10 protein-coding genes are annotated in these 13,348 nt (G+C 55.4%); 1 reads left to right on the plus strand and 9 read right to left on the minus strand.

Annotated features, from left to right (window positions below; all coding sequences use genetic code 11):
- Positions 1-93: 93 nt before the first annotated feature.
- The 4 genes from ileS to ftsH all read right to left on the minus strand — a co-directional run bounded on the left by ileS (position 94) and on the right by ftsH (position 7,198).
- Entirely contained in the window at positions 94-2,874 is a 2,781-nt protein-coding gene (ileS, locus tag BQ9843_RS03700) for an isoleucine--tRNA ligase (RefSeq protein WP_230205593.1), read from the minus strand.
- Positions 2,875-3,346: 472 nt separating this feature from the next.
- Positions 3,347-3,880, minus strand: coding sequence for a zinc ribbon domain-containing protein (locus tag BQ9843_RS03705; RefSeq protein WP_075843923.1), 534 nt, complete (start codon positions 3,878-3,880; stop codon positions 3,347-3,349).
- 128 nt (positions 3,881-4,008) lie between these two features.
- On the minus strand, positions 4,009-5,094 hold the full coding sequence (locus tag BQ9843_RS03710; RefSeq protein WP_075843924.1) for an iron-containing alcohol dehydrogenase family protein: 1,086 nt from the start codon (positions 5,092-5,094) through the stop codon (positions 4,009-4,011).
- Between the two features lie 247 nt (positions 5,095-5,341).
- Complete coding sequence (ftsH, locus tag BQ9843_RS03715; RefSeq protein WP_040220837.1) at positions 5,342-7,198, minus strand: ATP-dependent zinc metalloprotease FtsH; 1,857 nt, start codon at positions 7,196-7,198, stop codon at positions 5,342-5,344.
- Between the two features lie 178 nt (positions 7,199-7,376).
- Between ftsH and BQ9843_RS03720 the strand changes: the two genes are divergently transcribed.
- Positions 7,377-7,913 carry a cob(I)yrinic acid a,c-diamide adenosyltransferase gene (locus tag BQ9843_RS03720; RefSeq protein ID WP_075843925.1) on the plus strand — a complete coding sequence of 179 codons (537 nt, stop codon included), beginning with the start codon at positions 7,377-7,379 and terminating at the stop codon, positions 7,911-7,913.
- Here the strand turns inward: BQ9843_RS03720 and BQ9843_RS03725 are convergent.
- The 5 genes from BQ9843_RS03725 to ffh all read right to left on the minus strand — a co-directional run bounded on the left by BQ9843_RS03725 (position 7,910) and on the right by ffh (position 13,345).
- Positions 7,910-9,289 carry an MATE family efflux transporter gene (locus tag BQ9843_RS03725; RefSeq protein ID WP_075843926.1) on the minus strand — a complete coding sequence of 460 codons (1,380 nt, stop codon included), beginning with the start codon at positions 9,287-9,289 and terminating at the stop codon, positions 7,910-7,912. The two genes, BQ9843_RS03720 and BQ9843_RS03725, sit on opposite strands and share 4 nt — an antisense overlap.
- A gap of 115 nt (positions 9,290-9,404) precedes the next feature.
- Entirely contained in the window at positions 9,405-10,313 is a 909-nt protein-coding gene (locus BQ9843_RS03730) for a TrmH family RNA methyltransferase (protein ID WP_075843927.1), read from the minus strand.
- Positions 10,314-10,316: 3 nt separating this feature from the next.
- On the minus strand, positions 10,317-10,844 hold the full coding sequence (locus tag BQ9843_RS03735; RefSeq protein ID WP_195906608.1) for a dihydrofolate reductase: 528 nt from the start codon (positions 10,842-10,844) through the stop codon (positions 10,317-10,319).
- Positions 10,845-10,886: 42 nt separating this feature from the next.
- Complete coding sequence (gene thyA / locus BQ9843_RS03740) at positions 10,887-11,735, minus strand: thymidylate synthase (protein ID WP_075844117.1); 849 nt, start codon at positions 11,733-11,735, stop codon at positions 10,887-10,889.
- Between the two features lie 158 nt (positions 11,736-11,893).
- Positions 11,894-13,345 (minus strand): signal recognition particle protein, encoded by a 1,452-nt coding sequence (ffh, locus tag BQ9843_RS03745; RefSeq protein WP_075843928.1) that lies wholly within the window; start codon positions 13,343-13,345, stop codon positions 11,894-11,896.
- Between the last annotated feature and the right edge of the window lie 3 nt (positions 13,346-13,348).

Below are 13,348 nucleotides of genomic sequence, written 5' to 3' on the forward strand. Positions count from 1 at the left end.
GTTTTTCTGCAAAACCATATCACACAAAAGGGGGTCACCGATGAAATCGATGACCCCTCGACACGCACATGAAAGGATGCGGATACGGTACCGCTATTCCCCCAGCGCGGCGGCGCAACGAGCGCAGATATGCTCATGAGCGCCGTACGTCGCAACATCGGTACGATAGTTCCAGCAGCGGTTACAGCACTCGCCATCGGCAGGCTCGATCGTAGCGGTCAGCTCGTCACCGGACGTCAGCTCAACGGCAGAGACGATGTAGAACTCGGCAAGGTCGACGGCCTTGTCGCCGCAAAGCAGCTCATACATCTCGGCAGGAACGGTCGCCTTGACCTTGACCTGTTGGCTCTTGGTGAAGGTACCGGCAGCGCGCGCCTCCTCGAGCGCCTTGGTGACAACGGAACGAAGCTCAAGCGAAGCCTCGAGAATGCCCTCGAACTCATTAGCCTCTTCAAAAGTGATGGGGCTCTTGTACCAATCGAGCAGTGCAGCGTACTTTTGGTTGTCCACGATGCCTGCGGGCGCATACGCCATAACCTCGTCTGTGGTATAGGCGAGAATGGGCTGCATGTCGCGCAGCAGCATAGAGAGCAGCTCTGCAAGGACGGTCTGAGCGCTGCGGCGCTTGAGAGAGCCGAGCTTCTCGCAGTACAGGCGATCTTTCAGAGCGTCCAAATAGACATTGGAGAGCTCAGTGACCACAAAGTCGTACAGAGCGCGGTAAGCGCGCGGGAACTCATAGGAGGCATAGGCGTCATCGACCTCGGCCTGCACCTGAGTCAGACGAGCAACCATGAGCTTGTCAAGCGGCATAAGCTCGTCGAACGCAACGCGGTCATGCTCGGGATCGAACTGCCCCTCAAGCTCGGAAAGCAGGAAGCGATACGTGTTGCGGAAACGACGATACGCATCGGAGGTACGAGCGAGGATCTCGTGATCGATGGAGACATCAGAGCTGGTATCGACCGAGGATACCCACAGGCGAATGATATCGGCACCCATCTCGTCGCAGACCTTATTGGGGTCGATCACGTTGCCAAGCGACTTGGACATCTTGCGACCCTTGCCGTCCAGGGTAAAGCCCTGGGACACAACTGCCTTGTACGGGGCAATATCGTTGGCGCCCACAGAGGTGAGAAGCGAGCTCTGGAACCATCCGCGATGCTGATCGGAACCCTCAAGATAGACATCAGCGGGATACTGAAGCTCGTCGCGATATTCGCAAACAGCCTTCCAGGAGACGCCGGAATCCCACCACACATCGAGAATATCGCGGTCGGTCTTAAGATGATGGCCACCGCACTTAGGGCAGACACAGGCGTCGCCCAGATAGCTTGCGGGCTCATCGGTAAACCAAGCATCGGAGCCCTTCTCGTGGAAGAGCTTGATCACGGCGTCGAGCGTGTCGTCGTTCATGACCTTCTCGCCGCAGTCGGCACAGGTATAGCTCGGGATAGGCACACCCCAGTTGCGCTGGCGGGAAATACACCAGTCAGGGCGCTGCTCGACCATGGCACCAATACGATTGGCCGCATGCGCGGGATACCACTTCACATGGTTCTTGATCTGATCGGCAGCAATCTCGCGCAGACCGGTCTTGTCCATAGATACAAACCACTGGTCGGTGGCACGGAAAAGAACCGGATGCTTGCAGCGCCAGCAGTGAGGATAGCTGTGCGTGATCTTCTTCTCCATCACAAGCGTGCCGCGCTCGCGAAGGAACTCGATAATGTGAGGGTTGGCCTCATCGGTATCCATGCCGCTGAAGGGACCACCGCAGCCAAATTCATCGCCCACGTAGAACTTGCCGTCATCATCGACCGGCATGCAGATATCCATGCCTTCCTTGACGCAAACGTAGTAGTCGTCGGCGCCATGGCCAGGAGAGTTATGGACGATACCGGTACCGTCTTCGGTTCCAACGTAATCGGCAAGAAGCGCCACGCCCTCAACGCCATCAAAGACGGGCTGCTTATAGTGCAGATGATAAAAGACCTCGGCATCGACTACATAGTCGGCGCCGTCGACCTGAACCGGGGTGTACTCCCACCCAAATTGCTCGCAGCAAGAAGGAGCGAGCTTCTCGAGCATGATCTCGGCGCGACCGTCGTGTTCAACAGCAACATACTTCTCGCCGGGCTTGAGGGATACCGCCTGGTCGGAAGGAATGGTCCACGGGGTCGTGGTCCAAATAATAAAATCGACAGGACCGTCGAAACCCTCCAAGCCCGCAGGCTTGCTCATGAGCTCAAAGCGGACAAAAATCGAGGGGGACGTCTCGTCGGAGTACTCGATCTCTGCCTCGGCGAGAGCGGTATGGCAATGCTTGCACCAGTGAACGGGCTTATGGCCGCGATAGATCATACCGCGATCGAACATGGCCTTGAAAACCTCGATATCGGCAGCGTCATGCTGGTGATACAGCGTCAAGTAGGGATTGTCCCAATCGCCGAGCACGCCCAGACGACGGAAACCCGCCTTCTGGAGCTCGATATTCTCGACAGCGAACTCGTTGCAGAGCTCGCGGATCTTCGCCACCGGGGTCTCATTGAACTTGGCGGTACCGAGCTTCTCTTCGACCTTGTGCTCGATGGGCTGACCATGGCAGTCCCATCCCGGAACGTAGGGGGTCTCATAGCCCTGCATGGCCTGATAGCGGTTGATGATGTCCTTAGAGATCTTGTTCATGGCATGGCCGATGTGAATCGGGCCGTTTGCATACGGAGGTCCGTCGTGTAGGACGAACTTCTTGTGTCCCTCGTTCTTTTTCAAAACCTGCTCATAGACCTTGTTGTCCTGCCAGTCCTTGAGACGCTTGGGCTCGGACTTGGAAAGACCGGCGCGCATGGGAAACCCGGTCTTGGGCAGGTTCATGGTCTGTTTGTACTCGTTGGCCACGAATACCCCTTTCGTATACACGCGGACGCTCTCGCGTCCTTTGGGCACAAAAAATGCGCCCGTCCCTACAAGCTGGGACGAAGCGCTCTCATGCGGTATAGCCGCTCATGCTCTTCGTTTAACCACCCAGCTTAGATGCACAGGCAACCACGTATGCCTCGCATCCGATACTCGGCTGGCCTATATCGGCGACCATCCCGGCGACGCCTACTGAGGATATGCTCCCGTTGGGGCCGCAGCTCCGGGGTGATTTTCATACGGGCGCGCACGTCGAACTTTCAGCCAAGGTCCAACTCTCTGATGTGCGCGTATGACCGATTACTCGTCCCCATCAACGCTTAACAGGTTTGTATGCTAGCACGAACGAACAGTGCGAGCATCGATGTTTTACAAAGCAAAAAAAGCGGGACAAAATCGTCGTAGGATTTTGTCCCGGCCATATGTCGCATTACTCTGCAGAGGCGTCTTCGCCAAGCTTCTTGCCACACGACATGCAGAAAGCATCGCCCTCGACAACAGGAGCGCCGCACGCGGGGCACACGGGACCGACGGTAGATGCAACGGGGGCTTCTGCCTGCTGCTGCGCGGCAAAGGCATCCTTGATCTCGGCGATAGGTTTGCCGCAACCGGAACAGAACAGATCACTCACGCCCATGCGCGCTCCGCAGAAGGGGCATGCAAATGTGGTGGCAGCCTGAGCCGCCTGCTGCGCCTGACGCTCAAGCTCATCGAGCTGTGCCTGAAGCGATGCACGCTCGGCATCGACAGCTGCGATGCCATCATAAAGAGGCTCGCGGCCCAAACGAAACTCAGGAGTATCCTTGGTGACATCATAAAGGCTTGCACCAAGCTGGGCCGCAAGCGCCTGCCGGCGTTTCGCAGCATCGTTCATCTGCATCTTGATCTTCTGCGTATCCACGGCACGACCAGCGCTAGCCATGCCTCGATTCATAGAGGCTTGAATATCATCAAAAAAGCCCATTGGCATTCCTCTCATTGCTTATGGATAGAATCCCATTTAATAAGGACACTATGCCACATCAAGGTGAAGTAGTGCTAAATAGCGAGGTTTATCATGGCATCCTGACAGCGCTGCCCACAGCGCATTCTCTAGCTGAGACGTTTGCCAAAAGCGTCGGCGTCCTTGATAGCCTGAGCAAATCTACCGTCGCTAAAGGGCTCGGGGTTGCCCTGCCTCCATTCGTTGGTAGCATGGGCAGCCTCACAAAGTGCAGGAATAAAGCTCTCATCCAAGCCGACAGCCTCGAGCGTCACCGGGAGGCCGAGTTTCTTGTTGAAGGCAGCATAGCGAGCAAGATTTTCCTCATCACCGATATAGGCGAGCAAAACGAGGACGCCAAAACTTACGACTTCACCATGAAGATAGCTGCCTGGGCGGTCAATCGAGCAGCTCGCATTGTAGAAAGCATGAGCGACGCTTGAGTTGTAGTAGAAATCAGTCTGGTTGGTGAGGTTTGAGACATAACCCGTGTTGACCACGATATCAAGCGCAATCTGTCGCACAGCCTCCGAGCTCGCGCTTGCACGTACATCGGCCAAGCCTTGCTCTCCATAGGTGAAAAGAGGCTCAGAGCAAGTGCGAGCCAGGGCCAAGCCCAAAGCAGCGGTATGCTCCAAGTTTCCAGCACTGGTGGCATACTCCACCTCGGGTTGCTTTGAAAGCGCGTCACCGATACCAGCCCAGAAGTACTCTGCAGGCGCCGCTGCGATAATCGCAGGGTTGATAAAAATGTGGTCGGGACAATGCGGGTAGCTATACCCCTCGAGCGAACCGTCGGCGTTGTACACGACGGCGATGGCAGTACCTGCCGAGCAGTTTGAGCAGATGGTGGGAACTGAAAACACTATTTTGTTGAGCTCGATATTCGCCGTTTTCACCGTATCGATGGCCTTACCGCCGCCGATCGCGAAGAGTACGTCTGCAGCCTGGGCCAAAGGACTGTTAACGATCTTGGCAATATTCTCTCGCGTGCTGTTCTTGCCGTACACATGACGACCGAGCACTTCGATATCAGTGCCAGCAACTGTAGCCTCGATACCGGGAGCAGCTGCCGCAAGAGCGCGTTCACCACCGATTAACATGATCTTTTTAGCCTTATGAAGCGTCAAGACCTCAGGAATCGCATCAAAGCAATCCTCGCCGATCGTGTAGTTGCTCAACTCGACAGTTCGCATGGAATGCCCTTCTCGAAACGATAATCGACGGACTCATGAGAGACCGCCACGCTTGCACGCGATGCCATAATTCTGATAACGCACCGCGGCCCACCTGACGAAAAACAAATCCTTAACAAACGCCACAGCTTCGATACGAATCGAAGCGATTTCCAAACCCATGTATACAAAAAATGCCTCGCAGCCTCAAACACGTGAGGCATGCGAGGCGTGCATCAAAGACGGGACGAAAGTCCCAAGTAATCAATTACTGCGCTTTAGGCATCAGCGGATTCTCGCGCGAAAGAAGCGTCATGAACTCCTCGCCGGTAATGGTTTCCTTCTTATAGAGATAGCGAGCAAGCTCGTGCAGCTTGAACTTATTCTCCTTCAAGATCTGCATAGCTCGGGCGTGAGCTTCCTCAATCAGCTTTACCACCAGGGCGTCCACCTGCTCGGCCGTTCCAGGGGCGCAGGTAAGCGAGGTATCCTGGTTGAGATACTGGTTTTGAACCGTACCCAAAGCCATCATGCCAAACTCATCGGACATACCAAAACGCGTGATCATGTTGCGCGCGAGCTTCGTTGCCTGCTCGATATCATTGGCAGCGCCTGTCGTCATCTCACCGAAGATGAGCTCCTCGGCAGCACGGCCACCGCAGTAGACCGCAAGCTTATCAAGAATCTCCTGCTTGGTCGTCAGGAACTTCTCATCTTCCTCAACCTGCATCGTGTAACCAAGGGCACCCGAGGTACGCGGCACGATTGTAATCTTGGTGACAGGGGCAGAACCCTTCTGGCGCGCCGCCACGATGGCATGGCCGATCTCGTGATACGAAACAACCTGCTTCTCATGATCGGAAAGAACCGTGGACTTACGCTGCTGGCCGGCAATGACCACCTCAACCGACTCTTCGAAATCATCCTGGGTAGCGCGCTTGCGGCCCATGCGAACGGCACGAAGGGCACCCTCGTTGATGATGTTCGCAAGATCGGCACCGGACGCGCCCGGCGTGGCGCGCGCGATGGCGGTAAGATCAATTGGCGGCTGCACCTTAACGTCTTTAGCATGAAGCTCAAGGATCGACTTGCGTCCGCTAAGGTCGGGAAGCTCGACGGGGATACGACGATCAAAGCGACCGGGACGAAGCAGCGCCGGATCCAAGCTGTCAGGACGGTTAGTGGCCGCAAGAACAACGATGCCCTTATGGTTATCGAAACCATCCATCTCGGTCAAAAGCTGGTTCAGGGTCTGTTCACGCTCATCGTTACCCGAAAGCCCACCGCCATCGCGTTTCTTGCCAACGGTATCGATTTCGTCAATAAAGACAATACACGGGGCTTTTTCCTTGGCCTGTTTGAACAGGTCACGCACCTTTGCGGCACCACGGCCCACAAACATCTCGACAAATTCCGAGCCGGAGATGGAGAAGAACGGCACACCGGCTTCACCGGCAACCGCCTTGGCAAGCAGGGTCTTACCAGTACCCGGAGGTCCCACGAGCAGAGCGCCGCGGGGAAGCTTAGCGCCAATCTCCTCATAACGCTTTGGGTTTTCGAGGAAGTCAACAACTTCCTTCAGGGACTCCTTGGCCTCTTCCTGACCAGCGACGTCCTTAAATGTCACGCCCACGTCTTTGGAAGCGATCACGCGCGCGCCAGACTTACCAAGACCGCCGCCGCCAAAACCGCCGCCAAAGTTCATCGACGGACCGTCGTCGCCCATGGCCTTCTTCATCTTACGGTTGAGCCACCAGCCAACAAAGAAGAAGATGGCGATGGGAAGCACCATAGTGAGCAGATAGTACATCATAAGCCCGGAGTTCTTATCAGGAACCACCGAGGTCAGAGAGGCACCGGCATCGAGCACGCGATCGGTAAAGCCCGAATCGTTGGGGACTCCCACCGTCTTATAGGCGATATCCTCGCTCTCACCCTTCTTGGTGTAGTAAATCGTGTAGTCGTCCGTGTTGTATTCGACCTTATCGACCTTCTTCTTTTTCAAAGCGGTCACAAATGTCGAATAATCTGTCTCGGTGATCTGCTGGGTGCGTCCCAAATTGGGAAACAGCACCGTGCTGAGCACAAGATAGACAACGAACGCGATAAGAACGTAGAGGATCATATTCCGTCTACGCTTGCGATCATCCATCTCCATTGGCAATACTCCATCTCGAGAATTGTTGATTACTGTTTGATACCCTATCGACAATAAGATAATCAAATTGTTTTCGAAGCGAAGCTCCCCCCAGCGATAAGCTCATAAAGACATATGTCGCGTATACGAAAGGCTCGAGAATACGATGGCTCAACTCGAATGTGGAAAAGTGCAAATCTATACCGGAGACGGCAAGGGCAAGACCACCGCAGCGCTCGGTCTTTCCCTTCGCGCTCGCGGGCTAGGGCTCGACGTCCTTTTTCTCCAGTTTGCAAAAAAGCTCGTCTGCGCCGAACACGAGATAGCGCCACAGATAGGCCTCGAAATTGCACAAGCCACGCGGGAAACGCCAGAACTATGCGCACAGCAGATCTTGAATCTAGCGCACTGGGCACTGGCGCCAGCGGGAGACGCTCCAGACGCGAGCATCCCCATCGCTGCACGGAATAAGCCCGTAGACGTACTCGTGCTCGATGAGGTGGGCTACGCGATGCATCAAGGCTACGTAACGCGAGCAGACATCGAAAAGCTCATCGCGTCAAAACCCGCCACAACCGAGCTGGTGCTTACAGGACGCGGATTGCTAGACCTTGCCGACAGAGCGGACCTGGTCACCGAAATGGTTCCGATAAAACACTATTTTGACGAAGGCCTTCTCGCCCGGCGCGGCATCGAGTACTAGAGCGCAATCTCAAAACGTTCCTGGCGCTCGCGAGCGCGGCCCAGCCAGTTACCGGAGTGATGGTAGATGGCAAAAAGAATCGCCGTCACAACCCAGGTAACAGGGTACACCATGAGCATCGTGCCCATTTCGTGATGCAGCGGCACGACTGTGAAAAGCCAAATGATACGAAGAACGCAGGTACCCAACAAAGTCAAGATCATGGGTTGCAGGCTTACGCCCGAACCTCGAATGGCTCCGGAGGCATTATCGACCACAGAGTAGAAAATGTAGAAGGGCGCAACATAGTGAATCATCAGGCGCGTGTAATATGTCACGTCGACGTCATCAATAAAGAAACGCGATAGCGGATCGACGAAGAAAATCAGCAGCAAGGACAAAGAGCCCACGAGCACAAGCGACATGACAAGCGAGGTGTGGTAGCCCTCACGCATGCGCCGGTAATTGCGCGCCCCAAAGTTCTGCGCCGTAAACGTCGTAAGCGCCACACCAAGTGCCTCTACGACCAGCCAGACAAACACATCGAGTCGGCTTGCCAGGCCACAGCCCGTAACCGCATCGGCACCAAAGCTGTTGATGGTGGATTGCACGATGATGTTGGAAATCGAATAAGCAGCAGATTGAATGCCAAGAGGCAAACCGCACGACACCATATTCTTCAAGATTACGGGGTCGATACGCATTCGGCAAAACTCGAGTCGCCAAGCCCCCTCGGCCTTATGCATACGGTGAAGAATCAGCATACAGCTGTTTGCGATGGCGAGAGCCGTAGCGATGCCGCAGCCCAGTGCTTCGAGGCGAAGCCAGACCACGAACACAAGATCGAGCGCGATGTTGACAATGCAGCTCACAGCCGTGATCAAAGCGGGCCCACGTGTATCGCCCACCGCACGCAAGAGGGCCACGCCCATGTTCATCATGAGCGTAAAGGTCATGGCGCCCAGATAGCAACGCGAATAGAGAATCGAATCGTGAAGAAGCTCTTCGGGCGTGCCCATGAGGCGCAGGATATCGGGGATAAAGATCACGCCAAAAGCGGTAACGCAAAGGCCGATGAGCAGCGAAAGCGTCATGGCCGTGTGCACGGCGCGAGAGAGTCTCTCATCATCTTTTTGCCCAAAAAACTGTCCGGCACAAACGGCACAGCCAGCACCGAGGCCGACGCAAAAACCAACGACAAGCTCGGTCAAGCACGTAGTTGCTTGAATGCCACCGAGGGCGTCTTTGCCGCCAAATTGTCCGACAACGAATGTGTTGATAAGCGTGTACGCTTGCTGAAAAAAGGAACTGAAGAAAATGGGAATGCACAGCGTAAACAGCTGCTTCCAGATTACGCCCTCGGTAACGTCGACAGCAGTTTCCTTCGGCCTCGCCATTTCGCCCCCTTCTCTTCCCTTAAGCGCGACAGCACCATAGGGTACGCCGACACGCAAAGAGCTTCAAGCGACGATTTGCAAAACATGCAACGTGCGTGCGGATTAGTCAAAAAGATTAAGCGAACATCCCGGGACGGTAATGATAGTCATTGGGAACATGGGGGCAAAGCTGCCAAAATGCCACCGCGCTCGCCGCCGCCACATTTAAGGAATCCACTCCGTGTGCCATCGGGATGCGAATGGTCTTATCGCAACCGCGGATCGTACGCGCCTGCAGACCTTCCCCTTCGGTACCCATAAAGATGGCGAGACGCTCGCACTCCTGAAGTTCAGGAGCATCCAAAGAGACGGATTCGTCTGTCAACGCCATGGCCGCGCACTCAAATCCAGCCTGGTGCAGCACGTTCAAACCATCATGTGGCCAGACGCGTGCCTCGGTTCCAATACGAGTCCAAGGAACCTGAAAAACGGTTCCCATCGACACGCGGACAGCACGACGATACAAAGGGTCGCAGCATGTGGGACTCACCAGAATGCCATCGACGTTAAGGGCTGCCGCACTCCTGAAGATGGCGCCGACATTCGTATGATCAACAATTCCCTCGAGCACGCAGACGCGCACGGAGCGTCCCTCGGCACGCGTATTCAACGCGGCAAGAAAGGCGCTCGCATCGGCCAGCGGTGGGCGACGAAACGCAGCGAGCGCGCCACGCGTCACCGTAAAACCGGTAAGATCGCGCATGAGGTCCATCGACCCTACAAACGCAGGAATATCGAGTTCGGGACGCTCCTGTTCCAAACGCTCAAAAAACGGCTGCAGCTGAGGCACCCAACGCTCACCCAAAAGAAAGCTCACCGGCTCGAGGCCTGCATCAACGGCGCGCTCGATCACCTTGGCGCTCTCGGCGATAAAGATGCCTTTCTCGGGCTCAAGGACACAACGAAGCTCACGCTCCGTCAATTTGGTATAGGCATCAAGGCGCTTGTCCTCAAGGGACTCGATACGTATGAGCTGAACTGCCACGCGCTACTCCCCCGCTCTCTCATCACGACGTCGGTACGTGGCGAACTCATAGAAAACGCCAGCATCGCCTTCGCCTTCGGCGACCTGTTGCATCTCGGAACGAGAGACGACAACCCATGCAGGGTCCTCATCAAGATTGGGAAAATACGTATCGGAATTGCGCAGACAATGATTGCGAGTCACTTCCGCTTCGCAGCAATAGGGCAAAAGCTGCTCATACACTTTGCCCCCACCGACAACCCAAGCGAGCTCAGAGGGCTCAAGAGCAGCGAGCGCTTCTTCGATAGTATGGACAACCTCGGCACCACGACACAAGAACAGCGGGTCGCGCGTTAAAACGATATTGCGACGATCTTTGAGTGGACGCGCACCGGGAAAGCTCTCGAGCGTCTTGCGGCCCATAATGACAGTATGGCCTTTGGTGCAAGAGACAAAATGGCGCATGTCGGCACGGTTGGAGACAACCATGTCTCCGTTTGCGCCAATACCCCAATCGTCACATACTGCAACGATTGCCTTCAAATTATCCATTGGTTAAACCTCTCACTCATGCGACATGTTGGTCAAATCGACTTACACCGCAATGGGAATGTTCTTGATCTGGGGCCCGTGCTCATACTCCTCCACGATCAAATCATCGGTTGTAAAATCGTAAAAATTCGTCACCTCGGGATTGAGGGACACACGCGGCGCAGGGTACTGAGGACGTGCGATAAGCTCGCGAACGATATCGACATGACGGTCATAAATGTGCGCATCGACGATCACATGAAGCAGCTCGCCTGCAATCATTCCGCAACTTTGCGCCACCATCATCAGCAGAATCGCATATTGGCAGACGTTCCAATTATTAGCGGCGAGGATATCTTGGCTACGCTGCATAAGCACCATGTTAAGCGTAGGCTTCTCGTCTCCGGGCTGCTCCGTGACGTTGTAGGTCACGCTGTAGGCGCATGGATAGAGGTGCATCTCGGACAAGTCGCTGAAGGTGTACATGTTGGTCATGATACGACGCGAGAATGGCGTGTGCTGCAGATCATATAAAACGCGGTCCATCTGATCGAAGTCGCCCTCGGCGTAATGGGACTTCTGCGCAATCTGATAGCCGTACGCTTTACCGATTGAGCCCGTCTCATCGGCCCATTCATCCCAAATATGGCTATGAAGATCGTTGATATTATTGGATTTACGCTGATAAATCCAAAGGATCTCGTCCATAGCGCTTTTGAGCGCCGTGCGTCGCAGGGTCAGCGCGGGAAACTCCTCACGCAAGTCGTACCGATTGGTGACGCCAAAATTCTTGATGGTATAAGCAGGGGTACCATCCTCCCAGTGGGGACGGACCTTCTGGCCTTCGGTCGTCGTGCCATTATCGAGAATATCCTGGCACATGGAAACAAAGAGTTCATCGGCCTTGCTCATCAGCGCCTCCAAACGATAGCGAGCGATGCATCCCATTGTACGACAGCAAGCATCGAGGCTCTCATACCCATATCCGACGCACATGGATACCCCAGTAATAAAAAGGCGAGCCCGAAGACCCGCCCAAAAACAGATGAAATTGTCTGTGTTCAAAAGAACTACTTGCGGCGCATCTGCTGCTCCATCTGGCGCAGCATGTCCATATCGGCGCCGCCGCCACGGCCCGGCATACCGCCCATGGCGCCCAAATTGCCCATACCGGGAATAGCGGGCATGCGCATCTTCTTACCCTTCTTGCCTTTTTTCCCGCTCGCTTGCTGCTGCATCGAGCGCATCTTCCCCATCATTTTGTTCATCTCGCCCCATTGCTTCATGAGGGAATTGACATCTGCCGGGGTCGTGCCCGAGCCACGGGCAATGCGAGCGCGGCGCTGGCCGTTGATGATCGAAGGCTTAAGACGCTCGGCTTTGGTCATGGAGTGGATGATGGCCTCGTTGCGATCAAAGATCTTCTCATCCAGATTGCCACCCATCTGATTCAAAGCGCGTTGGCCGCCCGGAAGCTTGGAAAGAATGCCCTTCATGCCGCCCATTTTCTTGACAGCGGCCATCTGCTCGAGCATGTCATCCATGGTAAAGCCGTCACGAAGCATGCGCTTGGCATTTTCAATCTGCTTGGCGTCGGCCATCTCCTGTGCCTGCTCGATAATGCCAACGACGTCACCCATGCCCAAGATGCGCTTGGCCATGCGATCGGGATAGAACGTCTCGAGCGAATCGGGCTTCTCGCCCATCGAGACAAACTTGATGGGCTTACCGGTAACCTGGCGCACGGAAAGGGCACCGCCGCCACGGGCATCGCCGTCGAGCTTGGAAATGATGACGCCGTCAAAGTCGGTGCGCTCGGCAAACGTGGAGACCACGTTGACGATGTCCTGACCGGTCATGGCGTCCACAACCATCAGAACCTGGTCGGGCTTGACCGCACGCTTGATATCGACGGCCTCCTGCATCATCTGCTCGTCGATCTGCAGACGACCGGCGGTATCGACAATGACCACGTCGCGCATATTGTCGACAGCCTCGCGAATAGAACCGCGGGCAATCTCGACCGGGTCTTTGCCATCACCGCGGAAGACCGGCACACCGATCTCGCCGCCCAGGGTGGCGAGCTGATCGGCTGCAGCGGGACGGTACACGTCGCACGCGGCGAGCAAAGGGCTACGACCCTGCTTCTTGAGCAGGTAGGCAAGTTTTACAGCGGCAGTGGTCTTGCCAGAACCCTGAAGACCCACGAGCATGATCACATTGGGGATACGGCTTGAGAGAACAAGCTTGCTCTCGGTGGAACCCAAAAGCTCGGTAAGCTCATCAAGCACGATCTTGACGACGTTTTGTGCCGGGGTGAGTGACTCCATGACCTCGGCGGTCATGCAGCGCTCTTTGGTCTTTGCGACAAAATCCTTGACGACCTTGAAGTTGACGTCGGCCTCAAGCAGCGCCATGCGAATATCGCGCATAGCACTCGTGATATCGGCCTCGGTCAGCTTGCCCTTGCCGCGCAGGCGGTCAAAAGTATCGTTCAGGCGATCGGAAAGGCTGTTGAACATCGA

Origin of the sequence: Collinsella bouchesdurhonensis (assembly GCF_900155365.1) — a bacterium.
Lineage (GTDB): Bacteria > Actinomycetota > Coriobacteriia > Coriobacteriales > Coriobacteriaceae > Collinsella > Collinsella bouchesdurhonensis.